Consider the following 24270-nt stretch of genomic DNA (forward strand, 5'->3'; position numbering starts at 1 on the left):
GCGCGCTGAATGCCGCACTCCGGGAGCGCTCTGACCCCTCGAGTCGAATCATGCTGCGCCTGCCATCACGCATACGAGTACTTCGCCATGACGTGGCAAGTCCCCGTGCCGACGTCTCCACACTTCCGGACGCTCTTCGTCGCGTTCGTCACAGCCGCAGCGCCGAACAGATTCCGGAGCCGAACCTAGACCCGGGTATCGGACACGTCAAGAGGGAATTCGTCGGCGCCCTCCGCGATCCGCGTCAGCTCAGACCGGAGTAGACGTGCAGTCCCTTGAAGAACATGTTGACGATCGTGAAGTTGAACATCACCGCGGTGAAGCCGATGATCGAAAGCCAGGCGGAGCGCGTGCCGCGCCAGCCGCGGGTCGCCCGCGCGTGGATGTAGCCGGCGTAGAGGACCCAGATCACGAAGGTCCAGACTTCCTTCGTGTCGAAGCCCCAGTAGCGACCCCAGGCGTCGTTGGCCCAGATGGACCCGGCCATCAGCGTGAACGTCCACAGGATGAAGCCGAAGATCGCGAACCGGTAGGCGAGCGACTCCAGAGCATCCGCCGAAGGGAGGCTGCGCAGGAAGCGCGGGCCGGTCTTGGCGGGCTTGAGGGCGTCCGAGGACGCGTCGGCATTCGTGACGACGGATGCCGCAGCCACCACCTTCGCCTCGCGCCGCGCCTGCATGAGCTGCAGCACGGACAGCCCGAAGGCGAGGGCGAAGATCGCGGTCGCCAGCGATGCGACGAACACGTGGATGACGAGCCAGATCGAGACGAGCGGGTCGGCGGTCGGGACGATCTCGACGTAGAGGCCCCCGACCAGTGTGCCGCCGAGCAGCACCACGACCATGCCGGTGATGAACGTGCCGAGGAAGCGCAGATCGTAGCGGAACAGCACGACGAGGTAGACGGCGATGATCAGCATCGTGCCGGTGAGCGCGAACTCGTACATGTTCGCCCACGGGACACGCTCTGCGGCGATGCCGCGGGTGACGGTCCCGGCGAGGTGGAAGAGGAAGCCGAGCACGGTCAGCGATGTGCCGATCCGCGCCCACACGAGCCGCGGACGATCCTTGCGTCGCGCGTCCAGCGCCGCCTCGGCGGCGCTCTCCTCCGCGCGCATCTCGTCGACCGACGAGAGGACGGATCCGCCCGTCATCGCGGCCCCGACGAGTTCCTTCGTCCGTGCGGTCGCGGCATCCTTCGCATCGACCGCGAGCGCCGAGCGACGCGAGAGGTCGATGGCGTAGGCGACGAACGCGAGGGCGTAGATCGCGATGGCGGTCCAGACCAGGAGCACCGAGACTGCGTCGAGCGAAAAACCATCCGTTCCAGGCATGGGAATCAGTCTACGCGGGGGCTGGAAGCGGATTCTCCGGCGGGAGCCTCCGCCGTCGGATCGACCTGCGCCGCGGCTGCGCGCAGCGACGCCTCGAGAGCGTCACCGTGCTTCTGCGCGACCTGTTCCACCGCCAACGCGAGGCTCGGGTCCTCGCCACGGGCCAGACCGGCGTACTCGATGCGGAGCGTCCGACCATCTGGCGTCGCCTTGACCCACATCCGACGGCGCGGCACGAACAGGGCAGCCATCAGTCCGCCGAGCGCGAGCACCGCGAACAGGAGCACCCAGGGTCCCGCGAGGTCGCGGTGGATCGAAAGGGAGACGAACCGCTTGACCGCGGCACCCACCTCGGCCGTCTCGTCCTCGAGCGTGACGGTGCCCATCCCGTCGGGCAGGTCGGCCGTCTCGCCGGGAACGATCTGAATCGAGTCGACGCCGGTCTGTCCGCCCGTGAGCTGGGTCATCCCGGCCACATCGAGCGTGTAGACCGAGCGCGGCGTGCCGTCGTCGATGCCGAGGTCACCGCTGTAGACGTTGAGCGTCAGCACCGGGTAGACGAGGTCGGAGAAGACGGACGTGAAGGCGCCCGAGGGCAGCGGCTGCATCGTCGGGTAGAAGAACCCGACGAGGCCCAGCTGCTCCGGCAGTCCGTCCGCGACCTTGACGACGCCGAGCGAGGTGAGGTTGGTGTCCTGCGGCAGGAACGGGATCGAGTCGTGGAACACGACCTCCCCCTCGGCGTTGCGCACCGTGATGGTCGGCGCGTAGCCGTTGCCCATCAGGTAGATGCGGTCGCCGGCGATGTCGAGCGGGTGGTTGACCCGCACGACGCCGTCCTGAGACTCCTCCGCCCCCGCCAGCTGCGTGGTGAGGTGCGCAGCGAAGTTCTTCGCCATACCCGCCCCAGCCGTTCCGGGCTGCTGGTAGGTGACGTCGAAGGAGTCCAGCGTCATCGAGTACGGCGCGAGGTTCTCCACGTTGACGAAGCGGCCGGGGTTGAACGACGAGTAGTCCGTCATGGCGTTGACGAAGGTGGTGCCCTCCACGACCACGCGCTGACCGGTGTAGGTGAAGCCGCCGCCGATGCCGACGGCGAGCAGCACGCCGATCAGTGCGGTGTGGAACACGAGGTTGCCGGTCTCGCGGATGTACCCGCGCTCGGCCGACACCGAGAACGCACCGCGACCGTCGTATCGCTCGACGCGGTACCCGGCGCGCGTCAGTTGGGCCGAGGCGAGTTCGACGGCCTCGGTCGCGAGGGCCGCGGCATCCTGTCCCGGGGTCAGCTCGACGAGCGACTCGGCGTGGTCGTCGAGGCGGGAGAGGCGGGCCGGCGTCCGCGGCGGCCGGGCGCGCAGCGCCTTCCAGTGGTGCTTGGTGCGCGGGATCACGCAGCCGATCAGCGAGATGAACAGCAGGATGTAGATCGCCGAGAACCAGGCCGACGTGTAGACGTCGAACAGCTGCATCTTGTCCAGGACCGGAGCCAGGTCCGGATTGTTCTTGAAGTACTCCGTCACGCCGTTGGGGTCGGCGCTGCGCTGCGGCACGATCGATCCGGGCACGGCCGCGATCGCGAGCAGCAGCAGCAGCACAAGGGCCGTGCGCATGCTGGTGAGCTGTCGCCAGCCCCACCGCATCCAGCCGACGAAGCCGAGCGCGGGCTGCGCGATGTCGTCGGCACCGCCGCTGCTCGGCCGGTCGTCGACTGCGATGCCGTCGATGTGATCGGACGGGCGGAGCGGGTCGGACCCCTGATCAGATCGGGAGCGGGACATTCAGGAACACCCCCTGGAGGACGGACATGAGGGCGCTCCACACACCCGAGACCATGAGGACACCCAGGACGATCAGCAGCACACCCCCGATGAGGTTGACGGTACGGATGTGACGGCGCAGGAACGTGACCGAGCGGGTCGCCCAGCCGAAGCCGAGCGTGATGAGGATGAACGGGATGCCGAGACCGAGCGAGTAGGCCAGGCCCAGGACCGCGCCGCGGCCCATCGAGCCGGAATCCAGCGACATGCCCAGGATGACGGCCAGGGTGGGGCCGATGCAGGGCGCCCAGCCGAGGCCGAGCGTGAGGCCGAGCAGCGGGGCGCCGGCGAGCCCGAGGTTGTTGCGGACCTCCGGGTGGAAGGTGCGCTGCGCGAAGCCGAACAGGCCGATGAACACGAGGCCCATCAAGATGATGACCACGCCCATGATCCGCGTGATGATGTCGCGGTACTGGATGAGGAACATCCCCAGCGTGCCGCCGAAGATGTTGATCGCCATGAAGACGACGGTGAACCCGGCGATGAACAGCAGCACGCCGAGCAGCAGTCGGCCGCGGCCCGGAGCGTCGTCGACGTCCGCGGATGCGGCATCCGTCATCGCCGGTGCCGTACCGTTCGCGGCGACCGGAACGGGGGCCCGACGGGGCGCGACCGCGCCGCCGATGAAGCCGAGGTAGCCGGGGACGAGCGGCAGCACGCACGGGGAGAGGAACGACACCAGTCCGGCGACCACCGCGATCGGGATCGCGATCCAGAGCGTGCCGCCGCCGACGAGGGCGTCGATGTTCACGGCTGCTCCGCGATGGCGTCGCTGACGAGCGTGCCGAGGATCGAGGCGCTCTCGACCTGCCCGATGATGCGCGCGGCGACGCGGCCTTCCTTGTCGACGACGAGCGTGACCGGAGTGGCGTTCAGCGGCGAGACGGCGGCGAAGGCCAGCTTGACCTTGCCGTCGTTGATGTCGATGACGCTCGGGTACGTGATGCCGTAGTCCTTCGCGAAGCTGAGGGCGGTCTCGGCCTGGTCGTACGTGTTGACCCCGAGGAACTCCGCACCGTTGCCGGTGAACTCCTGGTTGACCTCCTCGAGGAACGGCGCCTCGACGCGGCACGGGCCGCACGCGGCGTACCAGAAGTTGACAACCAGCACCTCGCCGGCGTAGTCCGCGCTGGAGACCGTCTCGCCCGACTCGGTCTTGCCCTCGAACACGACGGGTTCGCCGCGCTCGGCGACCGGGATCTCGTCGACGCGGAAGTCGCCAGCGATGAACCCCTTGTTGTCGCCCTCGCGGTACTGGTCGGCGAGCGGGTCGCTCGTGCAGCCGGCGAGGCCGACGAGCAGCGCCGCCGCCAGCACAGCGGATGCCGCGCGCCACCGTCCGGTCCGTCGCGATGCCACCCGGTTGCTCACACTGCCCCCACATCCACGGCGCCCACCGTCGTGGCGGGTTCCGCATAGTCGACCTCGACCCAGCGGTCGCCGGATCGCTCGAAGCTCGTCACGCTGGACAGCGCGCACCGGCGCTTGCGCGGATCGTGTTTGGCCGGCTCGCCCGCGACCGCCAGGTGGGTGACCCAGATCGGCAACTGGTGCGAGACGATCACGACGTCGCCGGACTTGACCCGGGTCCAGGCATCCGTCATCGCGGCGTCCATGCGCGCGATCACCTGCGCGTACGGCTCACCCCAGCTCGGCACGGCCGGGCGGGCGAGGTGCCGCCAGTTCAGCGGGTTCATCAGGGCCCGCTTCATGCGGCGCCCCTCGAACACGTTGGTGGGCTCGATGACGCGCTCGTCGATGACCGGCTCGATCCCGAACAGATGGGTGAACGGCTCCGCCGATTCCTGCGTGCGCTGCAACGGGGAGCAGATCAGACTCGCCACCGGGCGCTGCATGGCGTGCACGTACTCGGCGGCCTGCCGCGCCATCCGTCGGCCGTCGACACTCAACCGGAACTCCGGGAGTCGGCCGTACAGCACGCGGTCGGGGTTGTGGACTTCCCCATGGCGCACGAGATGAAGGCGATCAGCGGGCACCCGCCCAGTCTACGTGGGCGAGTTCTGTGGGGCGGCTGAGCGTCAGTCCGCCGGTGTCGACACCGGTTCGGCCGGTGCCTCCTCGACCACAGCACGGGTGCGGGACGCGGTGATCAGCGTCCGCGTCCGTACGAACACGAACCACGCCACCGCGACGACGACCACCACGATCACGACGTTCTGGAGCACGTCGACGTACTGCTCGACCACGTGCCACGACTCGCCCAGCAGGTAGCCGGCGAGCACGAACACGGTGTTCCAGATGAGGCTGCCGATGGCGGTGAGCAGCCCGAACCGCCACAGCGGCATGCGCGTGACGCCCGCCGGGATGGAGATGAGGCTGCGGAAGATCGGGATCATCCGTCCGAAGAAGACGGCCTTGCCGCCGTGCCGCTGGAACCAGCCGACTGTGCGGTCGATGTCTTCGGGATGCAGCAACGGCACCCGCGCGGCGACGCGGCGGAGCCGGTCGGCGCCCAGCCACGCGCCCAGGCCGTAGAGGAGGAACGCCCCTACGATCGAGCCGACCGTGGTCCACGCCAGCGCCTCGAAGAGGGTGAACGATCCGCGGCTCGCGGCCAGTCCCGCCATCGGCAGGACGACCTCGCTCGGCAGCGGCGGGAACAGGTTCTCCAGGGCGATCGCAAGGCCGGCGCCGGCGGGACCGATGACGTCCATCAGCGAGACGGACCAGTCGAGGAGGCTGGAGAGCCAGGAGCCGTCGGAGGTGGAGGCGGTCATCGTGGGCCTTTCGGTGCGCGGTGATCGGGATGCCGCGACTGGGGAACCCGGCGGCCTGTTCCAAGTTACGTGGGCCACATGAACCATTCCTGGGTGCGCGCCCGGGTCGCACCGACGGCACTCCCCGCCGCCCGGCATGTCTGCGCCTTGGCGTGGCCGCATCCTAGGCCCACGTAGACTGGGCTCCCGTGAGTGAACGCGTTCTCGTCAACCAGCTTCAGGCCCTCCCCGCGGGCTCCGTTTCGGTGTCCGGATGGGTGGAGACCGTTCGCGACCAGAAGAAGGTGCAGTTCGTCATCCTTCGCGATGAGACGGGCGCCGTTCAACTGGTCAACCCGGCCACGCGCGAACTGGGCGAGGACGCGGATGCCGCGGCCGAAGCGGCCCTCGCGCTGACCGAGACGATCTCGGCACTGTCGACCGGGACATTCCTGACCGTGACGGGCGAGCTGAAGCACGACGAGCGCGTCAAGCTCGGCGGTGTGGAGATCAAGATCCACGCGCTGGACATCGCCGCCGCGGCCAACCCCGAGACGCCCATCGCCGCCGACAGCAGCGTCGACAAGCGCATGGACTGGCGCTTCCTCGACCTCCGCCAGCGCCGCAACAACCTCATCTTCCGCGTGCAGACCACGCTCGAGCACGCGATGCGCACGTACTGGATCGAGCGCGACTACATCGAGATCCACTCCCCCAAGCTGATGTCGTCGGCGTCGGAGTCCAACGCCGAGCTGTTCGCACTGGAGTACTTCGGCGAGCAGACCGCGTACCTCGCGCAGAGCCCGCAGTTCTTCAAGCAGATGGCGCAGTCCGCCGGCTTCGGCAAGATCTTCGAGATCGGCGACGTCTACCGCGCCGACCCGTCGTTCACCTCGCGGCACGCCACCGAGTTCACCTCGATCGACGCCGAGATCTCCTGGATCGACTCGCACGAGGACGTCGCACGGATGCAGGAGGAGCTGCTGGCCTTCTCCATCGGTGCCGTCGTCGCCAAGCACGGCGCCGAGATCGAGGAGCTGTTCGGCGTGGTCGTGACCGCGCCCACTGTGCCGTTCCCCCGCATCCCGCTGGCCGAGGCGCGCGAGATCGTCGCCGCCCGCGGCTACGTCATCCCCCGCACCGACGGCGACCTCGACCCCGAGGGCGAGCGCCAGATCTCGGCGCACGTCAAGGAGACGTACGGCCACGACTTCGTGTTCATCACGGACTACCCGCACGAGATCCGCGCTTTCTACCACATGCGCGACGAGGAGACCGGGCTCACCAAGAGCTACGACCTCCTCTACAACGGCGTCGAGATCACGACCGGCGCGCAGCGCGAGCACCGCGTCGACATCCTGGTCGAGCAGGCGAAGCAGAAGGGCCTGGACCCGGAGCACCTCGAGTTCTACTTCGACTTCTTCCGCTACGGCGTCCCGCCGCACGGCGGTTTCGGCATGGGCCTTGCCCGCGTGCTGATGCTGATGCTCGGCGAGTCCTCGATCCGCGAGGTCACGTACTTGTTCCGCGGCCCCACGCGCCTCGCCCCGTAGGCAGACGTTTCGTCTCGTCGGCGGTCGCTGAGCGAGCGTCGCGGCCGCCCCTCTAGGCTGTGGCCGTGACTATTTCCACACTCGACGGCACGTTCAACTTCCGCGACCTCGGCGGATTCCCCCTCACCGACGGCGGGACGACCCGCACCGGCGTCTTCTACCGGTCGGACGCCCTCAGCGGCCTGACCGCCGCGGGTCTGGCCGAGCTGTCGGCGAGCGACATCGGCGAGATCGTCGACTTCCGCACGGCGATGGAACGCGAGATGGCTCCGAACCGGCTGCCGACCGATCCGGTGATCACGGTCGTGGAGGCGCCGCTGATGGAGGGCGCCGTCAGCGGCATGGCGCAGGAGGCGGCGCAGTCAGCCGCTCCAACGGATGATCCGGATGCCGCGGCCGCGGCCACCGTCGCCGCTCTGGCGAATCTGCCCGCGCTCGGCGACCTCTACGTGGCGATGCTCGAGCACGGCGCGGGCACCTTCGCGGAGGTCGCACGCCTGGTCGCGGCATCCGTCGACGAGCGTCCGACCGCGGTGCTGGTGCACTGCACGGCCGGCAAGGACCGCACGGGCGTCGCGACCGCCGTCGTGCTGGACGCCGTCGGCGTGGAACGGTCCGCGATCGTCGCGGACTACACCGCGACTGCGGCGCACCTGGCCGGGCCGTGGGCGGACCGCATGTTCGCGATGGTCACCTCCATGGGGCTGCCGATCACCCCCGCTCTGGAGACGCTCATCGCCGGGAGCCCGCCCGAGGCCATCGAGCAGGCCCTCGCCTGGATCGAGGCGACGCACGGCGGCTCCGCGGCGTACCTGCAGTCGGGCGGTCTCACCGACGACGAGCTCGCGGCTCTGCGTCGGCGCCTCACCGCCTGACCTCGCCGATTCGATGCTTCCCCCCGCGATCACAGGCCGATAGCGTGTGATCCACGAGCAGGCACCGAATCGTTCGCCGTCTGCGTGACCGAAGGGGGTCCACATGGCCGGGAAGTTCGAGTTGTGGGTCGACAAGGGTGGCGACTGGCGCTTCAACCTCAAGGCGAGCAACGGTCAGGTCATCGCGACGAGCCAGGGGTACTCCTCGAAGGCGAGCGCGATCAACGGCATCGAATCGGTCCAGACCAACGCTCCCGGTGCTCCGATCGAAGAGATCGAGAAGTAGACCCTAGATCGGGAGATCGATCGCCGCGCGGTCCGATGTGACGCTACGGACGTACTCGACCACCTTCTGGTGCTCGGGGTGGATGACGTAGCGTTCCATCGCAGCGATATCGGCGAAGTCCGCGACCAGCGCGACGTCCCAGTTCTTGCCGGGGTACGCGATGTTCGGACGCACCTCGATGCTCTCGATCTCCGTCACGATCGGCGCCAGCGCCATCAGGCGACGGCAGATCTCCTCGGCATGCAGCGCGCGGGTGTCGGCATCGTCGGCGCTCAGACGCCACATCACGATGTGCCGCACGCTCACGAGCGGGCCCTCGCAGTGGCATCGGATGCCGCCATCAGGGCGTCGCGCAGCCGGCTTCCGGATACGCGCCAGTGCGCGTGCACGTCGTCGTCGATGAGCACGACCGGGATCTTCTCCCACCAGAGCTCGTAGAGCGCGGGGTCGTCGAGGATGGACGCCTCGCGCACCTCGATGCCGTCGGCGACGTCGTCGGGCAGTTCGGCGATCACGCCGTCCACGATTTCGCGGGCGACCTCGCAGAGGTGGCAGTCCGCCTTGCCGATGAGGGTGAGGGTGGTCACGATCTCATCCTAAGCGGGGTGTGCGAGGCGTCAGCGCTCGACGGGATACCCCAGCTGGATCCACTCGCCGGTGCCACCGTCGACGTTGGTGGCGTCGTGGCCGCGCGCCTCGAGCGCCTGCACGACGCGTCCGGAGCGTCCGCCGGCCTGGCAGATCACATCGAACGCGCCGTCGGGCAGCTCGTCGAGGTGCTCGCCGAGCGTCGACATCGGCAGATTGACGGCGCCGGGGACGTGCCCGGCGGCGAATTCGTCCACTTCGCGCACGTCGATGAGCGGAACGCCCTCGCGTGCATGGAGCTGCTGAACGGTGATCGACTTCATCTGAACCTCATCTCGAACCACGACCGACGCAACACGAAGCGCCCGTCCGGTGGACAGGCGCTCGGTGTGGTGCAGCCGCAGCTACTTCTTGTTGCGGCGCTGGTGGCGAGTCTTACGAAGCAGCTTGCGGTGCTTCTTCTTCGCCATGCGCTTGCGGCGCTTCTTGATGACAGAACCCACGGAAAACCTCACAATGTCGGGGTTTGGGGCCAGACGCTAAATGCGATCCAGCGCCCGGGAACAGGCAGGTGCGGAAAAATGCCTCGGGTCAGTCTAGCCGACGTCAGCGATGGGACGTTGCAAGGCGGCTGTGACGGCTGATTCGGGCACGCGGTAGCTGCGTCCGAATCGGACGGCGGGCAGTTCACCGGAGTGCACGAGGCGGTACACGGTCATCTTCGACACGCGCATCAAATCGGCGACCTCTGCAACAGTCAGGAATCGCACATCAGGCAGCTCGGGCATGGTCCCCCTTTTCAGGTCCCCCAGTGTGAGTCACACTCTAGGCCGTGGCCGGGACGCATGTAAACCCGTGTGGCGTGTGGGTCTCCTGGGATCCAAGCTCCGAGGACGCCGCGGCTCACGCGGGCGAATGCCGCGCTCTCTCCCGCGCCTCGCGGAGAGTCTGGCGCTCGATCTTGTGCGCGGCACGCAGCGCCCGCTCAGCCTCGCGCACGGCCTTCTGCGCCTCGCGGTACTTCTTGTCGTGCGCGACGTCCGCATCCGCGACCTCGGTCCACGCCGCCGGCGCGGCCGCCGCGCCCGCCGCGCGGGTGGCCAGGTATGCCTCCACGCCGTCCAGGCTGCGGGCGAACCCGAACCGGAACGGATCGGCGTCGGAGAGGAACACCCCGTCATCCACCGCACGCCGCAGCGCCGGGAACTCGTCGGCCGTCACGAGCGTCGCGTACAGACGGGCTTCGCGCTGGGTGATCTCTTCGGGCGTGAGCCCCGTGTCGCGCTCCAGGCGCGCGTATGACGCGAGGATCGTGCCGTACCAGCGCACTTCGCCCGACACGAGCAGGACGATCGCGAGGCGCTCGTCCGCGTCCAGCGGCGTGCCCTCGAGAGCGTCGAGCGAGGCATCCATCCACGCCGCGCTGTTCGGCGTGGCCGGCGACCCCGAGATCGGGATGTCCAACAGCCACGGATGCCGCAGGTACACCTGCACCAGCGCGTCGAAGATCGCGGTGAGCCGAGCCCGCCACCCCTCGTGCTCGCGGATCGACGCGGGAGGCAGCCCGGTGGCCGACTCCCCCATCAGCAGGATGAGGTCGTCCTTGGCCGTGACATACCGGTACAGCGACATCGGCGTGTAGCCCAACCGCCCGGCGACCGCCGACATTGAGACGGCACCGAGGCCCTCGGCATCCGCGATCTCCACCGCCGCGTCGACGATGCGCTCGACGCTCATCTCGCGCTTGGGGCCGCGCTGCGGGTCGGCGGCGACACCCCAGGCGAGCGCGATTCCGCGGGGCAGTTCGAGGTCTGCGTCTTCGGGCATGGACCCACCCTTCGTCGCCCTCATCATAGGACTGTTTATTGCGTAAACAGTGTGTTACCTTCATAAACAGTTTGGTGCATACACAGTTTGGAGAGCACGATGAAACCAGCGATCGAAGTCGTCGGCCTCGGCAAGTCGTTCGGCGCGCAGCGCGTCCTGGACGGACTCGACTTCACCGTCGCGCCCGGCGAGGTGTTCGCCCTGCTCGGCGCAAACGGGGCCGGCAAGACGACGACCATCAACGTCCTCACGACCCTCGTCGCACCCGGCACGGGGACCGCGTCCGTCGCCGGATACGACGTGGTCGCCTCCCCCGACGAGGTGCGGGAGCGCATCGCCCTGACCGGGCAATCGGCCGCCGTCGACGATGTCCTCACGGCCGTCGAGAACATCGTGATGCTCGCGCGGCTGTCGGGCCTGCGCCCGGCAGCGGCGCGGCGCCGCGCCGCGGAGCTGATCGAGCGATTCGACCTCGTCGATGCGGCCCGTCGCCGTGTCGGCACGTTCTCGGGCGGCATGCGGCGCCGCCTCGACCTCGCCCTCAGCTTCGTCGTCTCCCCGACCGTGCTGTTCCTCGATGAGCCGACGACGGGCCTGGACACCCGGAGCCGACGGGAGGTGTGGGACGTCATCCGCGGCCTCGCCGACGCGGGCACCACGGTGCTGCTGACGACCCAGTACCTCGAGGAGGCCGACGTGCTGGCCGACCGCATCGCGGTGATCGACGGCGGCCGCATCGTTGCCACCGGCACTCCCGACGACCTGAAGGCCCGACTCGGCGGCGAGACGGTCGAGCTGCGCGCGCATACGGGAGACCTGCTGCGCGAGGTGCCCACCGACGGCTCGGTGTCCGGCCTACGACGAGCGCTCGACGTGCTCGACGAGTCCAGCGCCGAGGGCACCGTCACCCTCCGCCGTCCGAGCCTGGACGACGTCTTCCTCTCCCTCACCGACCGGTCGGCATCGCCGGCCCAGACCCTCCAGGAGCAGCGATGAGCACGATGACCGCCGACCGGTCGGCACCGCCCTCGACCACCGGCATCCGCCCCCGCATCACCGGTCTCACCGCCGAATCCGTGTTCGTCCGGCGCAGCCTGCTGCACTCGCTGCGCGACGGCGAATCGCTGCTCATGGCGATCCTGCTGCCGGTCATGCTGATGCTGCTGTTCACGTTCGTGTTCGGCGGCGCAATCGATCCGAGCGGCGACTACGTGGACTACGTGGTGCCCGGCATCATCCTGCTCTGTGCCGGCTTCGGCGCCGCCTCCACCGCGGTCTACGTGGCGAGGGACCTGCAGACCGGCATCATCGACCGCATCCGCACGATGCCGCTGCGCAGCGGAGCGGTGCTGACCGGGCACGTCATCGCGAGCCTGGTGCGCAACCTCCTCGCCACCGGCGTGGTGATCGGCGTCGCCCTCCTGGTCGGGTTCCGCCCGACCGCGAGCGCCGGAGGCTGGGTCGCCGCGATCGCCCTCATCGCGGTCTACATCCTGACGATCACGTACCTGTTCTCGGCCATCGGCCTGGCCGCGGGCAGCCCGGAGGCCGCGAGCGGGTACGGATTCATCATCCTGTTCCTGCCGTACCTCTCCAGCGCCTTCGTGCCTGTGGACACGATGCCGTCGTGGCTGCAGTGGATCGCCGAGAACCAGCCGATCACGCCCATCATCGAGACGATCCGCAGCCTGCTGTTCGGGCTTCCGCTCGGCACTCAGCCGTGGTGGGCGCTGGGCTGGTGCGCCCTGATCCTCGCGATCTCCGTCGTCTGGGGCGCGTGGCTGTTCCGGCGCAAGGCCGGGCGTCGCTGAGGCGACCGGGTATCGATGGGCTCGGCGCTCGCTTCCAGCGGTCGCCGGGCCCTTCGGCGGGTCAGCGGCCGGGCAGCTTCTTGAAGGCGTTGGCGACGGCGTGCTTGGCGGATGCCGCGGCGCGGCCGACCACCTCGGCCGCGTGTGCGGCCGATTCGGGCAGTGCGGAGCCCGCCAGGACGGCCTCGTCATCCGCGTCGATCAGGAACGGCACCAGCCAGTCATCGACGGCGTCCAGCGGCGCGGCGGACAGGCTGTAGTAGCGGTGCTGTCCTTCTTCGCGCACCGACACGAGCTCGGCATCGCGCAGCACCTTGAGGTGCTTGGACACGGTCGGCTGACTCACGCCCAGTTCATGGACGATCTGCGACACGCTCGTGCCTCGCTCACCGACCTCGGACCGGTCGAGGAGAAGCTGAAGGATGTCGCGACGTGTGCCGTCTGCGATCACGTCGAAGATGTCCGCCATGTGCTTAGGTTAGTCGCGCACTCCCCGGAGTACCATGACATGGGTCTCGCAGCGAAAGGGGCGACGCATGATGGCGGACCCCGCCAAGCGCCGCACGCGGCTGAGCTTTGCCGAAAGCGCCAAGCAGGCATGGGACACACTGCGTCAAGTGACCACGTCGTCGCCGGCCCGTTTCGCCGTTGCGGTGTTCGTGATCCTGATCCTGCTGTTCACCGCACTGTTCTCGCTGCCCGCCGCGACCGCCACCGGACGGGGCGCCCCGCTGGCGGACGCACTGTTCACCGCGGTATCCACGATCTGCGTCACCGGCCTGTCCACGGTCGACATGTATTCGTATTGGTCACCGCTCGGGCATGTCTTCACCTACATCGGCGTCAACGTCGGCGCGCTCGGTGTGCTGACCCTTGCGTCGATCCTCGGCCTGGTCATCTCCAAGCGGCTCGGGTTGCGGGCCAAGCTCATCGCCGCGAGCGACACGAACCCGCTGCGCGCCCACGGCGGCCCGGTCAACGAGGGCCAGACCGTCCGACTCGGCGAGGTCGGCCAGCTGCTGGCCACCGTCGCACTGTCGACGCTCGTCATCGAGGCGGCGCTGACCGTGCTGCTGTACCCGGCGCTCGTCTGGGCCGGCGTCCCGCCGATCGCGGCGCTGTGGGAGGCCCCGTACTACGCGGCCATGTCGTTCACGAACACCGGATTCGTACCCAACGCGAACGGCCTCGTTCCCTTCGGCGACGACTACTTCCTGCTCACGATCCTGATGACCGGCGTCTTCCTCGGGTCGATCGGCTTCCCGGTGATCTTCGCCCTCACGCGCCACCGCTGGCATGTGCGCCGGTGGTCGCTGCACGCGAAGCTGACCCTCATCACGACGATGATCCTGTTCGTCGCCGGTGCCGCGGCGTTCCTGCTGCTCGAGTTCAACAACCCCAGGACGTTCGGATCGATGGATGCCTGGGACACGACATTCCAAGCCTTCTTCCTGTCTGCGATGACCCGGTCGGGCGGATTCTCGGTCGTACCGATCGGCGACCTGCACGGCTCCTCCCTCGTCGTCGGGTCGATGCTGATGTTCGTCGGAGGCGGGTCGGCCTCGACCGCCGGCGGCATCAAGGTGACCACCCTCGCGGTGCTCGCGCTGGCCGTCTGGTCGGAGGCGAAGGGCCGTCAGTCCGTCGAGGCGTTCGGTCGCCGCATCCCGAGCGACGTGCAGCGCGTCGCACTGTCGGTCGTCGCCTGGGGCGCGACCATCGTCGCGCTCTCCACGATCACGATCGCGCAGATCACCCAGGCCCCCGTGGAACGGGTGCTCTTCGACGTCATCTCGGGGTTCGCGACCGTAGGGCTGTCGACCGGACTCACCGCGGAACTGCCCGATCCGGCCGTGTACGTCCTGGCGCTGACGATGTTCATGGGCCGCGTTGGTACAGTGACTCTCGCCGCAGCCGTCGCCGCGACATCCCGTTCGCAGCTGTACTCGCTGCCGGTGGAAAGGCCGATCGTTGGTTGAGCAGATCCGAGGGGACGCCCCCGTCCTCGTCATCGGTCTCGGACGCTTCGGCGCCGCGTGCGCCGGAGAGCTGGACCGCCTCGACCGAGAGGTGCTCGCGATCGACGAGAACCTCGAGCTCGTGCAGAAGTGGTCCGAGCGGGTCACGCACACGGTGCAGGCCGACGCCAAGAACATCGACGCGCTCAAGCAGGTCGGCGCTCAGGACTTCCAGGTCGCTGTCGTCGCAGTCGGCTCGAGCATCGAGGCATCCGTCCTGATCACGGCCAACCTCGTCGACCTCAAGGTGCCGCAGATCTGGGCCAAGGCGGTGTCGCAGTCGCACGGCAAGATCCTGGCGCGCGTCGGCGCGAACCACGTGATCTACCCCGAACGCGAAGCCGGCGAGCGCGTCGCGCACCTGGTCAGCGGACGGATGCTGGACTTCATCCGCTTCGACGACGACTTCGTGCTGGCCAAGATGTACCCGCCGAAGTTCATCCGCGGCGTCGGCCTGAACGAGTCCGGCGTGCGGACCAAGTACAACGTCACGGTGGTGGGCGTGAAGAGCCCCGGCAAGCCGTTCCGCTACGCCGAGGCGAACACGATCGTCACCAACCACGACCTGATCATCGTGTCGGGCACGAACGTCGACATCGAACGGTTCGCCTCGCTCGAGCGCTGACGACGCAGGCGTGTCGACCCACGGCTGCGAGCCGACACGCCATCCGCATCGATCGTCAGCTGCGTGCGGCGTTCTCGATCACGTCGGCGACGGCGTCGGGCTGAGACAGGAACGGCGAGTGACTCGTGTCCAGCCGCACGGCGACCGAACCGGACCGCGCGGCCAGCGCCTCCTGGGCGACGACGGGGAAGATGACATCCTGCTCTGTGATGATGTACGTCGACGGCCGATCGCGCCAGGCGGTCTGATCGATGGTGTCGGTGAACGCCCGAAGGCTCTGCGGCAGGAGCCTGGCCGAGCACGCGTCGGCGAGGGCGGAGTCGACGTCGCCGTAGAAGAGCCCCTGCGGCGGCTGCGCGTCGGTGCCGGCGCTCGCGAGTGGACCGTCGATCAGCCACCAGTCCGGAGCCACGTTGCCGACAGCCGCGAGCAGAGATTCGCCGAGGTCCAGCGCGAACGCCGCGACGTACACGATGTGCGTCACCTTGGGATCCGTCGCGCCCTGCGTGGTCGGCACACCGCCGTACGAGTGCGCGACGACCGTGACGGGACCCTCGATCGCGTCGATCGCCGCTGCGACGGCAGCGGCGTCATCCGCCAGCGCGAGGTCGGTCTTGCGCTCGGAGTGCACGGTCGGAAGGTCTACGGTGCGAACCTCCCAGCCACGATCGCGCAGGAGACCGGCGACGAGGTCCCAGCACCAGGACCCGTGCCATGCGCCGTGGACGAGGAGGATCGTGGATTCATCGGTCATGAATGAGCCTTTCGGGAGAGCTTTTCGATTGCGTTCACAGAGTTGATCGCGCGTCGGGTGAGGACCAGGATAGGGAGACGACAGGAGACGGGCAGTGGCGCCCGGCGCAAGTTGATGGCGATACGCGAACCATGGCCGGATGCCTACGTCCAGGGCACGACGAGCGGGCTGCCCGAAGGGCGTGACTACGAAGCGTTCTGCGAATCGATCGCGGATGTCTACGTCGGCGTACGCCCGAGCCGACCGACCCGCGCGCGCTTCGATGCCGACTTCGCCTTGTTCGATCTCGGCCCGCTCTCGATGGGCTACATCTCGACCCCGGGGGTCAGCGGTCACCGCGACCGATCGTCACTGGCCCGTATCGCCGACGACGCGCTGTTCTTGAACTACGGCCTCGGCCCATGGGGTCTCCAGCAACGAGGCCGGGATTGGCGATTGCGCTCGAAGCGCACGCTCCTTCTGGACAACGCCGAGCCCTTCACGGTTGTGGCGGATCCCCACAGCCGTCTGCGGCTCTTCTCCCTCCGCATCCCGCGGGCGCTACTCTCCGAACACGTGCGATCCCACCTCTCCGGCGTCGACGATGCGCTCGCGCACGCGCCGATCGGGGCGCACGTGGCGGCGCAGATGGCGCTCGTGGACGAGATGCTCCGGATCGGAAAGCTCTCCCTTGCGACGGCGATGGCGAGCGCCGTCGTGGGCTTGGTGAACGCCGCGGCAGAGACCCCCGATGGTTCGTCGATCGATCGGGTGGCCCAATGCAAGGCGATCGCCCGAACGCGGCTCGGTGATTCGACTCTCGACCTCGCCGCGATCGCGAGGAGTGTCGGATGCTCGACGCGCACCGTTCAGACAGCTTTCGCAGCGCGCGGCGAAACGTTCTCCGGTTGGCTGCGCGACGAACGACTGGATCTCGCGTGGGAGATGCTCGTTGCAGCATCGGGGACCCGCACGGTGTCCGCCATCGCCGACGAATGCGGATTCGCCGACGTCGGCACGTTTCATCGTGGATTCCGTCAGCGGTTCGGCACGACGCCCGCCGCCGCACGCTGAACGATGGGGACGAGATGCGAGCGCCGTCTACCCGGCGGCGAGCTCCCGTGCACGGGCGAGAGCGGCATCCGTCGCCTCGGCGAAGACGTCGTCGAGGCGCGCCTCCTGCAGGACCGCGATGGCCCGCTCGGTCGTGCCCTTCGGGCTGGTCACGCGTCGGCGCAGCTCGGCGGGGTCCTCGCCCGTGGCGTCCAGCAGCGCGGCGGCGCCGATGAAGGTCTGCTCCGCCATGAGCCGCGCGTCGGCGAGGCTGAATCCCTTGGCGACGGCGGCCTTGGTGAGGTCCTCGATCAGCAGGAACACGTAGGCGGGGCCGGAGCCGGAGATCGTGGAGAGCGCATCGATCTGATCCTCGGCGACCTCGATGACCGCGCCGACCGTCTCGAACAGCCGACGCACGACGGCGGCCTCCTCGGGACCGGCGTGCGTTCCGGCGGCGAGGCCGGTGACCGCCTTGCCGACCACCGCGGGGGTGTTGGGCATCGAACGCAGGACGGGGATGCCGGCGCCGAGGATCGACTCGAACGTGGCGATCGTGACCCCCGCCGCGAGGCTCACGACGATCGTGCCCGGACGCAGCGCCGGGGCGATCTCGCGCAGCAGGTCGGGCACCATCACCGGCTTCACGCCGACCAGGACGATGTCGGCGGAAGCCGCGGCATCCGTGTTGCCTGTCGGGGCTTGTTCCAGCGCCACGCTCGTGACGCCGGCGAGGCCGGCGAGCTCGGCAGCCTTCGCGGTGGTGCGGTTCGTCGCCGTGACTCCGCCGGCGGCGAGCCCGGAGGCGACGAGACCCTGCACGATCGCGCCTCCCATCGAGCCGGCGCCGAGGATGGCGATGGGCGGAAGGGTCTGGGGGGCCGATTCGTTCATGCTCGTCATCCTACGATCCGGCCAGACCTGAAAGTTCGTTCATATCGCCCGAGGTGCGGGGTTATAGTCGAGACACGGGAGCATTGCGGCCCCCGACGGCATCCGGGAGGACGACTCGCATGACTGAATTCGACGGCATCACCGCCCGCGTGATCCCCACTGAGCGAATCGACGTCGGCCTCCTCGAGCGTGCGGCCGACGATCCGAGCACTCCCCCCGAGCGCACCGTTGTCCTCGTGCACGGCAACGTCACCTCCGCGGTGTTCTGGCAGGAGACCATGCAGCACCTCCCGAGCGACCTGCGCGTGCTCGCGGTCGATCTGCGCGGCTTCGGTCACTCCGAGCACGCTCCGGTGGACGCGACCCGCGGACTGCGCGACTTCAGCGACGACCTCCGCGCCACGCTGGAGGCGCTCGGCATTCCCTCGGCCCACCTGGTCGGCTGGTCGATGGGCGGCGGCATCGTGATGCAGTATGCGCTCGACCACCCCGTCCAGAGCCTGACCCTGCAGGCACCGGTCTCGCCCTACGGCTTCGGCGGGACCCGACGCGACGGATCGCGCCTGACCGCCGACGATGCCGGCTGCGGAGGCGGGGGCGCCAACCCCGACTTCGTCCAGCGGCTCACGGACCGCGACACCACCGACGAGGCACCGACCTCGCCGCGCAGCGTCTTCCGCTCCGGCTACGTCGCCGCGGGCTACTCCGGGGAGCACGAGGACCTCTGGGTCGAATCGATGCTCACCACCTCGACGGCCGAGGGCAACTACCCCGGCGACGGTGTGCCGAGCGAGAACTGGCCGGGCTTCGCCGCCGGCACCATCGGCGTGCTGAACACGATGGCCCCGAGGTACTTCGACGTGTCGGGCATCGTGGACCTGCCGCAGAAGCCGCCCATCCTGTGGATCCACGGCACCGCCGACGCCATCGTCTCGGACACGTCGTTCTACGATCTCAACTTCCTCGGCCAGCTCGGCGTGATCCCCGATTGGCCCGGGGCCGACGTGGCGCCCGTGCAGGAGATGGTGTCGCAGACGCGCGACGTACTGGACGCCTACGCCGCGGCCGGCGGTGCGGTCACCGAGGTCGTGCTCGAGGGCGTCGGGCACTCCCCGCACCTCGAGAGCCCCACAGAATTCCGTGCCGCGCTCCTCGCGGTGATCGGGTACGTCGGCTCGCGAATCGAACCCTCGCCCGCGACCGAGGCGATCATCATCCGCTCGGTCGACTGAACGACGCGCTCGGCGCGCACCGACACGCCCCTCGCGCATCCCTAGACTCGGTCTCATGAGTGCATCTGGCGGCAGCAAGGCGATCCTCGCGGCGTTCCTGGCGAACATGGGCATCGCCCTGGCGAAGTTCGCGGCATGGTTCATCTCCGGCTCGGCCTCGATGCTCGCCGAAGCGATCCACTCCGTGGCCGACTCCGGCAACCAGCTGCTGCTGATGCTCGGCGGCCGCAAGGCGAAGAAGGCCGCCGACAGCGAGCATCCGTTCGGCTACGGCCGCGAGCGCTACGTGTACGCGTTCGTCGTGTCGATCATCCTGTTCTCCGTCGGTGGACTCTTCTCGATCTACGAGGGCATCGACAAGCTCACGCACCCGCATGAGCTGACCATGGCGTGGGTGCCCCTCACGGTGCTCGTCATCGCCATCGGCCTGGAGAGCTTCTCGCTGCGCACCGCGATCCGCGAGAGCAACCACATCCGCGAGAAGGGCCAGTCGTGGGTGGCGTTCGTCCGCCGCGCGAAGGCTCCCGAACTGCCCGTGGTCCTCCTCGAGGACGTCGCGGCCCTGATCGGCCTCGTCTTCGCGCTGCTCGGCGTCAGCCTCACCGTGATCACCGGCGAGTCGATCTGGGATGCGATCGGCACCCTCGCGATCGGCACTCTCCTGATCGTCGTCGCTGTGGTCCTGGGCATCGAGACCAAGAGCCTGCTCGTGGGCGAAGGCGCGACCGACGCCGATCACCAGCGCATCGTCGCCGCGATCGAGACCGGCCCCGAGATCGAGAAGCTGATCCACATCAAGACGCTCTACCTGGGTCCGGATGAGCTGCTCGTCGCCGCCAAGCTCGGCTTCGCCTCCGATAAGCCGCTGGCCGAGGTCGCCGCGCAGATCGACACCGTCGAGGCGCGGGTGCGCGAGGCCGTGCCCGCCGCGCGCGTCATCTACTTCGAGCCCGACATCTACCGCCCACCCACCGTGGGCGGTCCGCCCACGGAAGCGATCATCATCCGCTCCACCGACTGACTCACCACTGAGGAACCGCCCCCATGGAGTACTGCACCTTCACCGAGCCTCAGCAGGGGTTCAGCTACGACGACCAGCTCGCGTTCGCCCGTGCGACCGAGACCGGCGGGTTCGACGGATTCTTCCGCTCCGACCACTACATGCGCATGGGCGCGGGTGACCCGCTTCCCGGTCCGACGGATGCCTGGACCACCCTGGCCGGCCTGGCTCGCGAGACCTCCCGCATCCGCCTCGGCACCCTCGTTTCGTCGGCCACGCACCGGGTGCCCTCGATCCTCGCGATCCAGGTCGCCCAGGTCGACGCCATGTCCGGCGGACGCGTCGAGCTCGGCCTCGGCACCGGCTGGTTCGAGGAGGAGCACCGCGCCTACGGCATCCCGTTCCCCGCGAAGCGCTTCGGCCCACTGGAGGAGCAGCTGGAGATCGTCACCGGGCTGTGGGAGACGCCGGTCGGCGAGACCTTCGACTTCGTCGGCCAGCACTACACGCTGGAGGACTGCCCCGCCCTGCCGAAGCCGCTGCAGTCGAATCTGCCGATCATCGTCGGCGGCGGCGGCCCGAAGCGCACGCCCGAGCTCGCCGCCCGCTTCGCGAGCGAGTTCAACATCGGGTTCCAGCCCGAGCCGGTCATCGCCGAGAAGTTCGCCCGCGTCCGCGCGGCCTGCGTCGAGATCGGCCGTGACCCGGGGTCCCTCAAGCTGTCTGTCGCACTCCCGACCATCGTCGGCCCGACCGACGACGTGCTCGCGCACCGGGCCGCTGCTGCCGGGCACACACTCGACGAGTTCCGCGGCGCGACGAACATCTGCGGGGACCACGACGAGATCGTCGCCAAGGTGGAGCGCCTGGTCGCGCTGGGCGCGGACCGGGTCTACTTCCAGCTCATGGACATGCGGGACATCGAGCAGGTCGAGTATCTGGCCGCGGTCCTCCCCCGGCTGCCCCGCTGAGGGCCTGTCGCTTTCACGCGGCGAGACGATACGACGGAAGCCCTCGACGTCGGATGAGCCACTCGGCGACGATCAGGTTCGGCAGCCAGCAGAGGAAGGGCACCGCGGCATAGGCGTTCGCGAACGCGGCGTCGAACTCCGTGCCGGCGTACAGCTGCGGGATCAGCATGAGCGGCAGCCAGATGCGCAACATGACGGCGGCATAGGTGAGCGCGAAGTTGCGCATCATCCACGACCGATGCGCGGGAACATCGCCGCGCCGGATCGCGGCGTACGCGCGCCAGCCGGTGACCAGCCACAGCACCCCCAGCGCACCGAAGCCGAACAATCCCACGAAGCCCGCTTGACTGACCGGGGCGAGGATCAATCCTGCGACCGCCCCGATCGCGACCGCGGCCAGGTACACCCTGCCCGACCAGCGATGCACCCGGGGCAGCCGCTCGCGCAGGCGCCGCCAGAACTGGAACGGCCCCACCACCAGTGCCACGGCGCCGCCCAGGATGTGCGCGTAGAACGCGACCTGGATCGCGACGGGGCGATCGGCGTAGTTGCCCGCCAGCCCGACACCGTCCTCGGCGAGCACGGGCAGCGAAGCGGTGACGTACGGCAGTACGGCGTAGACCGCGATGGCGATCGCGGTGAGGACGATCGCCAGCCAGCCGATGCGCGTGGCGGGCCGAGCGGATGCGGAATCCTGAACGGGACGAGCGGTCTGAGTGGTCACGATCCCGACGCTAGAACCGGCGTGCGCACGCCGGCAGGGCGCAGACCCCCGAACCGCCACGGGGGCCACCACCCCTCACAACGCCGCGACGGAGAGTCGACTCAACGGCGGACGTCGAAGAAGCCCCGCAACAGCGCTTCGGACTCGTGGGCGCGCACTCCGCCGACGACCTCGGCCCGGTACGGCAGGCGTCGGTCGCGCACGACGTCGTAGACCGAGCCGGTCGCCCCGGCCTTCTCGTCCCACGCGCCGAACACCACGCGTGAGACCCGCGCCTGCAGCAGCGCACCGGCGCACATGAGGCAGGGCTCGAGGGTGACCACCAGCGTGCAGCCCTCCAGGTTCCAGGAGCCGACGGATGCCGCGGCCGCCCGCATCGCGACGATCTCCGCGTGCGCCGTGGGGTCGTGCGTCGGCTCGCGCTCGTTGCGACCCTCGCCGATGATCGTGCCTGCGGCATCCGTCACCACCGCACCGACCGGCACATCTCCGGCGACCCCTGCGGCCCGCGCCAATGCCAGCGCGCGGGTCATCCACGCGTCGAAGGATTCGGGCACCGGCAGACTCACGCCCCCAACGTACCCCGGCCGCTCACCGCAGGGGGTTCGCGCCCGGTACCCTTGCTCCATGCGTGTGCATGTCGCCGACCACCCTCTCATCACCCACAAGCTCACGGTGCTGCGCGATGAGCGCACCTCGTCACCGGTCTTCCGGCAGCTCACCGAGGAGCTGGTGACGCTCCTCGCGTACGAAGCGACCCGTTCGGTGAAGGTGTCGCCGGTCGAGATCCGCACCCCCGTCACCACGACGACGGGTGTGAAGATCTCCGAGCCGCGCCCGCTGGTCGTGCCGATCCTGCGAGCCGGACTCGGCATGCTCGACGGTATGGTCAAGCTCCTCCCCAGCGCCGAGGTCGGCTTCCTGGGCATGGCGCGCAACGAGGAGACGCTCGAGCCGACGACATACGCCGAGCGGCTGCCCGAAGACCTCAGCGACCGCCAGTGCTTCGTACTGGACCCGATGCTCGCCACCGGCGGATCGCTCGGCGCGGCGATGGACTTCCTGTTCCGGCGCGGAGCGCACGACGTCACGGCCATCTGCATCCTGGGCACTCCCGAGGGCCTCGCCGCCATCGAGAAGCAGGTCGAGGGCCGCGACGTCACGATCGTCCTCGGCGCGCTCGACCAGGGCCTCAACGAGAAGGGCTACATCGTGCCCGGACTCGGCGACGCCGGCGACCGCCTCTACGGCACGGTCTGACTCTCTCGCCGCTTCAGCGGGTGCGGCTGCGCATCGAGTAGAAGACGACGTCGGCGACGAGCTTGCCCGCGAGCAGGCCCCACATCACGTCGGAGACGAGCCAGACACCGAGCAGCAGCGCGACGGGACGCACGAGCAACGTGTCGATCAGTTCCGCCGTGCCGGACCCCTCACGAAGGAGACGGATGCTGCGCCCCGGTCCGCGATCCTCCCCGACGCCGGCCTGCTCCGCGTAGAGCGTGACCGCGAGCACGGCGTAGAACCCGATGACGGAGCCGACGTAGCCGGCCAGGGCGACCACCGCGCGCGAGTCGGTCCACAGGGTGACGCCGAGCCCGGCGAGCACGAGCGCTGCTGTTCCCGCGATCTCCGCGGGGAGGTAGCGGCAGATCCAGAACACGGGCCCGCGTGCGGTGGCCGAGTCCTCGGCCACCGGATTCCCGGTCGCGTCCGCGACGGTCGTCACGATGTCGAACGGACTCGAGTCGAACGTCCGGTCGATCGCGCCCGCGTCGAGGCTGGTGTCGATGATGGTCATGTCGCGCTCCCTTCCCCCTCTCAGAGGCGGGGCGCGCCGAACTGATACCCGTGCGGACGAGCTCCTGGCGGTGCCGCGTCAGTCGGTTGCGTCGAGGAGCGGGTTCGCCGGAGGCCGGCGCCCGGTCTCCTGCTCCCAGAACTCCAGCTGCTGGGTGAGCGCCTTCGCGAGCTCGAACACCTGCTCGGGAGGGATCCGGATGCGGCTCACGACCCGCGCGGGAACCACCGTGCGGGTCTCCCCCGTGTCGGGGTCGACCTGCTCCCGCGGGGGCTGGGCGAGGGTGACGAAATCCATCACAAACACCGTCGGGGTATGCCACACATTGGCGAAGTCGGCGTACGCTCCACCGATCAACTCCGGCGGCAGATCGATCTCGAACTGACGCTGCGCATCGTCGACCATGGCTGCT

31 protein-coding genes are annotated in these 24270 nt (G+C 68.9%); 12 read left to right on the plus strand and 19 right to left on the minus strand.

Translation table 11 applies throughout. The annotated features are described in order from the left end of the window. Positions 1 to 244: 244 nt before the first annotated feature. From ccsB to ASD65_RS08005, 6 genes are read right to left on the minus strand one after another with little or no spacing between them, the layout of a single operon-like run. Positions 245 to 1333, minus strand: coding sequence for a c-type cytochrome biogenesis protein CcsB (ccsB, locus tag ASD65_RS07980; RefSeq protein WP_056220870.1), 1089 nt, complete (start codon positions 1331 to 1333; stop codon positions 245 to 247). 5 nt (positions 1334 to 1338) lie between these two features. Next, positions 1339 to 3114, minus strand: coding sequence for a cytochrome c biogenesis protein ResB (gene resB / locus ASD65_RS07985; RefSeq protein WP_056220872.1), 1776 nt, complete (start codon positions 3112 to 3114; stop codon positions 1339 to 1341). Further along, a complete protein-coding gene (locus ASD65_RS07990; RefSeq protein ID WP_056220875.1) occupies positions 3095 to 3904 on the minus strand; it encodes a cytochrome c biogenesis CcdA family protein in 810 nt (269 codons plus the stop codon). The genes resB and ASD65_RS07990 overlap by 20 nt, the downstream gene beginning before the upstream one ends. Continuing rightward, a complete protein-coding gene (locus tag ASD65_RS07995) occupies positions 3901 to 4512 on the minus strand; it encodes a TlpA family protein disulfide reductase (protein ID WP_056224613.1) in 612 nt (203 codons plus the stop codon). Before ASD65_RS07995 ends, ASD65_RS07990 begins: the two co-directional genes overlap by 4 nt. Before the next feature lie 8 nt (positions 4513 to 4520). Further along, complete coding sequence (locus tag ASD65_RS08000; protein WP_056220877.1) at positions 4521 to 5150, minus strand: histidine phosphatase family protein; 630 nt, start codon at positions 5148 to 5150, stop codon at positions 4521 to 4523. A 42-nt stretch (positions 5151 to 5192) separates the two neighbouring features. Then, positions 5193 to 5891 (minus strand): DedA family protein, encoded by a 699-nt coding sequence (locus tag ASD65_RS08005; protein ID WP_056220880.1) that lies wholly within the window; start codon positions 5889 to 5891, stop codon positions 5193 to 5195. A 188-nt stretch (positions 5892 to 6079) separates the two neighbouring features. Between ASD65_RS08005 and aspS the strand changes: the two genes are divergently transcribed. From aspS to ASD65_RS08020, 3 genes are all read left to right on the plus strand, one after another. Then, the gene (aspS, locus tag ASD65_RS08010) at positions 6080 to 7423 is read left to right on the plus strand and encodes an aspartate--tRNA(Asn) ligase (protein WP_056220883.1); all 1344 of its coding nucleotides are present in this window, start codon (positions 6080 to 6082) and stop codon (positions 7421 to 7423) included. A 65-nt stretch (positions 7424 to 7488) separates the two neighbouring features. After that, a complete protein-coding gene (locus ASD65_RS08015) occupies positions 7489 to 8298 on the plus strand; it encodes a tyrosine-protein phosphatase (RefSeq protein WP_162248472.1) in 810 nt (269 codons plus the stop codon). A gap of 103 nt (positions 8299 to 8401) precedes the next feature. Continuing rightward, positions 8402 to 8584: a YegP family protein gene (locus ASD65_RS08020; RefSeq protein ID WP_056220889.1), complete on the plus strand. Its 183-nt coding sequence runs from the start codon at positions 8402 to 8404 to the stop codon at positions 8582 to 8584. Between the two features lie 3 nt (positions 8585 to 8587). Here the strand turns inward: ASD65_RS08020 and ASD65_RS08025 are convergent, their stop codons facing one another. The 6 genes from ASD65_RS08025 to ASD65_RS08045 form a co-directional block, all read right to left on the minus strand. After that, on the minus strand, positions 8588 to 8890 hold the full coding sequence (locus ASD65_RS08025) for a Dabb family protein (protein WP_235566630.1): 303 nt from the start codon (positions 8888 to 8890) through the stop codon (positions 8588 to 8590). Then, positions 8887 to 9171: a glutaredoxin family protein gene (locus tag ASD65_RS08030; RefSeq protein WP_056220891.1), complete on the minus strand. Its 285-nt coding sequence runs from the start codon at positions 9169 to 9171 to the stop codon at positions 8887 to 8889. The genes ASD65_RS08025 and ASD65_RS08030 overlap by 4 nt, the downstream gene beginning before the upstream one ends. A 30-nt stretch (positions 9172 to 9201) precedes the next feature. Further along, positions 9202 to 9495 carry a rhodanese-like domain-containing protein gene (locus ASD65_RS08035; protein ID WP_056220894.1) on the minus strand — a complete coding sequence of 98 codons (294 nt, stop codon included), beginning with the start codon at positions 9493 to 9495 and terminating at the stop codon, positions 9202 to 9204. A gap of 81 nt (positions 9496 to 9576) precedes the next feature. After that, positions 9577 to 9675 carry a 30S ribosomal protein bS22 gene (locus tag ASD65_RS18740; RefSeq protein ID WP_003792170.1) on the minus strand — a complete coding sequence of 33 codons (99 nt, stop codon included), beginning with the start codon at positions 9673 to 9675 and terminating at the stop codon, positions 9577 to 9579. A 93-nt stretch (positions 9676 to 9768) separates the two neighbouring features. Continuing rightward, positions 9769 to 9960: a helix-turn-helix domain-containing protein gene (locus ASD65_RS08040; protein ID WP_056220896.1), complete on the minus strand. Its 192-nt coding sequence runs from the start codon at positions 9958 to 9960 to the stop codon at positions 9769 to 9771. Between the two features lie 115 nt (positions 9961 to 10075). Then, the gene (locus ASD65_RS08045) at positions 10076 to 10999 is read right to left on the minus strand and encodes a TetR/AcrR family transcriptional regulator (protein ID WP_056220899.1); all 924 of its coding nucleotides are present in this window, start codon (positions 10997 to 10999) and stop codon (positions 10076 to 10078) included. A gap of 99 nt (positions 11000 to 11098) precedes the next feature. Between ASD65_RS08045 and ASD65_RS08050 the strand changes: the two genes are divergently transcribed. Both ASD65_RS08050 and ASD65_RS08055 read left to right on the plus strand, forming a co-directional pair. Then, positions 11099 to 11995 (plus strand): ATP-binding cassette domain-containing protein, encoded by an 897-nt coding sequence (locus ASD65_RS08050; protein WP_056220902.1) that lies wholly within the window; start codon positions 11099 to 11101, stop codon positions 11993 to 11995. After that, positions 11992 to 12810 (plus strand): ABC transporter permease, encoded by an 819-nt coding sequence (locus tag ASD65_RS08055; RefSeq protein WP_056220903.1) that lies wholly within the window; start codon positions 11992 to 11994, stop codon positions 12808 to 12810. The genes ASD65_RS08050 and ASD65_RS08055 overlap by 4 nt, the downstream gene beginning before the upstream one ends. Before the next feature lie 61 nt (positions 12811 to 12871). On the opposite strand, the gene ASD65_RS08060 is transcribed toward ASD65_RS08055, so the two are convergent. Further along, positions 12872 to 13279 (minus strand): ArsR/SmtB family transcription factor, encoded by a 408-nt coding sequence (locus tag ASD65_RS08060; RefSeq protein ID WP_056220906.1) that lies wholly within the window; start codon positions 13277 to 13279, stop codon positions 12872 to 12874. Positions 13280 to 13346: 67 nt separating this feature from the next. On the opposite strand from ASD65_RS08060, the gene ASD65_RS08065 reads away from it, so the two are divergent. Both ASD65_RS08065 and ASD65_RS08070 read left to right on the plus strand, forming a co-directional pair. Continuing rightward, positions 13347 to 14789, plus strand: coding sequence for a TrkH family potassium uptake protein (locus ASD65_RS08065; protein ID WP_082561623.1), 1443 nt, complete (start codon positions 13347 to 13349; stop codon positions 14787 to 14789). Further along, positions 14782 to 15453, plus strand: coding sequence for a potassium channel family protein (locus tag ASD65_RS08070; protein WP_056220909.1), 672 nt, complete (start codon positions 14782 to 14784; stop codon positions 15451 to 15453). Before ASD65_RS08065 ends, ASD65_RS08070 begins: the two co-directional genes overlap by 8 nt. Before the next feature lie 55 nt (positions 15454 to 15508). Here the strand turns inward: ASD65_RS08070 and ASD65_RS08075 are convergent, their stop codons facing one another. Then, a complete protein-coding gene (locus ASD65_RS08075; protein ID WP_056220910.1) occupies positions 15509 to 16207 on the minus strand; it encodes an alpha/beta hydrolase in 699 nt (232 codons plus the stop codon). A 114-nt stretch (positions 16208 to 16321) separates the two neighbouring features. On the opposite strand from ASD65_RS08075, the gene ASD65_RS08080 reads away from it, so the two are divergent. Next, positions 16322 to 17260, plus strand: coding sequence for a helix-turn-helix transcriptional regulator (locus ASD65_RS08080; protein WP_056220913.1), 939 nt, complete (start codon positions 16322 to 16324; stop codon positions 17258 to 17260). A 27-nt stretch (positions 17261 to 17287) separates the two neighbouring features. Here ASD65_RS08080 and proC read toward each other — a convergent pair whose 3' ends face one another. Beyond that, positions 17288 to 18133, minus strand: a complete 846-nt coding sequence (gene proC / locus ASD65_RS08085; protein WP_056224621.1) for a pyrroline-5-carboxylate reductase — start codon at positions 18131 to 18133, stop codon at positions 17288 to 17290. Positions 18134 to 18252: 119 nt separating this feature from the next. On the opposite strand from proC, the gene ASD65_RS08090 reads away from it, so the two are divergent. Genes ASD65_RS08090 through ASD65_RS08100 form a run of 3 tightly spaced genes read left to right on the plus strand, consistent with a single transcriptional unit; the run spans position 18253 to position 21336 of the window. Then, entirely contained in the window at positions 18253 to 19365 is a 1113-nt protein-coding gene (locus ASD65_RS08090) for an alpha/beta fold hydrolase (RefSeq protein ID WP_056220916.1), read from the plus strand. Between the two features lie 55 nt (positions 19366 to 19420). Beyond that, complete coding sequence (locus ASD65_RS08095; protein WP_056220919.1) at positions 19421 to 20386, plus strand: cation diffusion facilitator family transporter; 966 nt, start codon at positions 19421 to 19423, stop codon at positions 20384 to 20386. 23 nt (positions 20387 to 20409) lie between these two features. Beyond that, positions 20410 to 21336, plus strand: coding sequence for an LLM class F420-dependent oxidoreductase (locus ASD65_RS08100; protein ID WP_056220922.1), 927 nt, complete (start codon positions 20410 to 20412; stop codon positions 21334 to 21336). Positions 21337 to 21349: 13 nt separating this feature from the next. Here the strand turns inward: ASD65_RS08100 and ASD65_RS08105 are convergent, their stop codons facing one another. Further along, positions 21350 to 22060, minus strand: coding sequence for a DUF2306 domain-containing protein (locus ASD65_RS08105; RefSeq protein ID WP_056220926.1), 711 nt, complete (start codon positions 22058 to 22060; stop codon positions 21350 to 21352). 101 nt (positions 22061 to 22161) lie between these two features. After that, a complete protein-coding gene (locus ASD65_RS08110) occupies positions 22162 to 22593 on the minus strand; it encodes a nucleoside deaminase (protein ID WP_056224622.1) in 432 nt (143 codons plus the stop codon). Between the two features lie 94 nt (positions 22594 to 22687). Here ASD65_RS08110 and upp point away from each other — a divergent pair, with 94 nt between their 5' ends. Beyond that, positions 22688 to 23320 (plus strand): uracil phosphoribosyltransferase, encoded by a 633-nt coding sequence (upp, locus tag ASD65_RS08115; RefSeq protein ID WP_056220929.1) that lies wholly within the window; start codon positions 22688 to 22690, stop codon positions 23318 to 23320. A 13-nt stretch (positions 23321 to 23333) separates the two neighbouring features. Here upp and ASD65_RS08120 read toward each other — a convergent pair whose 3' ends face one another. Both ASD65_RS08120 and ASD65_RS08125 read right to left on the minus strand, forming a co-directional pair. Further along, entirely contained in the window at positions 23334 to 23858 is a 525-nt protein-coding gene (locus tag ASD65_RS08120) for a hypothetical protein (RefSeq protein WP_056220932.1), read from the minus strand. Between the two features lie 78 nt (positions 23859 to 23936). Then, a complete protein-coding gene (locus tag ASD65_RS08125) occupies positions 23937 to 24263 on the minus strand; it encodes a DUF3467 domain-containing protein (RefSeq protein WP_056220935.1) in 327 nt (108 codons plus the stop codon). Positions 24264 to 24270: the final 7 nt, after the last annotated feature.

This window comes from Microbacterium sp. Root61 (genome assembly GCF_001427525.1).
Taxonomy (GTDB): Bacteria; Actinomycetota; Actinomycetes; order Actinomycetales; family Microbacteriaceae; genus Microbacterium.

Bases quoted from the DNA above. Each gene is read 5' to 3' on its own strand.
- ASD65_RS08080 (WP_056220913.1), top strand. From the start codon at position 16,322: ATGGCGATACGCGAACCATGGCCGGATGCCTACGTCCAGGGCACGACG.
- ccsB (WP_056220870.1), bottom strand. From the start codon at position 1,333: ATGCCTGGAACGGATGGTTTTTCGCTCGACGCAGTCTCGGTGCTCCTG.
- ASD65_RS08120 (WP_056220932.1), bottom strand. From the start codon at position 23,858: ATGACCATCATCGACACCAGCCTCGACGCGGGCGCGATCGACCGGACG.
- proC (WP_056224621.1), bottom strand. From the start codon at position 18,133: ATGAACGAATCGGCCCCCCAGACCCTTCCGCCCATCGCCATCCTCGGC.
- ASD65_RS08065 (WP_082561623.1), top strand. From the start codon at position 13,347: ATGATGGCGGACCCCGCCAAGCGCCGCACGCGGCTGAGCTTTGCCGAA.
- ASD65_RS08095 (WP_056220919.1), top strand. From the start codon at position 19,421: ATGAGTGCATCTGGCGGCAGCAAGGCGATCCTCGCGGCGTTCCTGGCG.
- ASD65_RS08125 (WP_056220935.1), bottom strand. From the start codon at position 24,263: ATGGTCGACGATGCGCAGCGTCAGTTCGAGATCGATCTGCCGCCGGAG.
- ASD65_RS08005 (WP_056220880.1), bottom strand. From the start codon at position 5,891: ATGACCGCCTCCACCTCCGACGGCTCCTGGCTCTCCAGCCTCCTCGAC.
- upp (WP_056220929.1), top strand. From the start codon at position 22,688: ATGCGTGTGCATGTCGCCGACCACCCTCTCATCACCCACAAGCTCACG.
- ASD65_RS08110 (WP_056224622.1), bottom strand. From the start codon at position 22,593: ATGACCCGCGCGCTGGCATTGGCGCGGGCCGCAGGGGTCGCCGGAGAT.
- ASD65_RS08055 (WP_056220903.1), top strand. From the start codon at position 11,992: ATGAGCACGATGACCGCCGACCGGTCGGCACCGCCCTCGACCACCGGC.
- ASD65_RS08020 (WP_056220889.1), top strand. From the start codon at position 8,402: ATGGCCGGGAAGTTCGAGTTGTGGGTCGACAAGGGTGGCGACTGGCGC.
- ASD65_RS08035 (WP_056220894.1), bottom strand. From the start codon at position 9,495: ATGAAGTCGATCACCGTTCAGCAGCTCCATGCACGCGAGGGCGTTCCG.
- ASD65_RS08060 (WP_056220906.1), bottom strand. From the start codon at position 13,279: ATGGCGGACATCTTCGACGTGATCGCAGACGGCACACGTCGCGACATC.
- ASD65_RS08045 (WP_056220899.1), bottom strand. From the start codon at position 10,999: ATGCCCGAAGACGCAGACCTCGAACTGCCCCGCGGAATCGCGCTCGCC.
- ASD65_RS08100 (WP_056220922.1), top strand. From the start codon at position 20,410: ATGGAGTACTGCACCTTCACCGAGCCTCAGCAGGGGTTCAGCTACGAC.
- resB (WP_056220872.1), bottom strand. From the start codon at position 3,114: ATGTCCCGCTCCCGATCTGATCAGGGGTCCGACCCGCTCCGCCCGTCC.
- ASD65_RS08040 (WP_056220896.1), bottom strand. From the start codon at position 9,960: ATGCCCGAGCTGCCTGATGTGCGATTCCTGACTGTTGCAGAGGTCGCC.
- ASD65_RS08050 (WP_056220902.1), top strand. From the start codon at position 11,099: ATGAAACCAGCGATCGAAGTCGTCGGCCTCGGCAAGTCGTTCGGCGCG.
- ASD65_RS08075 (WP_056220910.1), bottom strand. From the start codon at position 16,207: ATGACCGATGAATCCACGATCCTCCTCGTCCACGGCGCATGGCACGGG.
- ASD65_RS08090 (WP_056220916.1), top strand. From the start codon at position 18,253: ATGACTGAATTCGACGGCATCACCGCCCGCGTGATCCCCACTGAGCGA.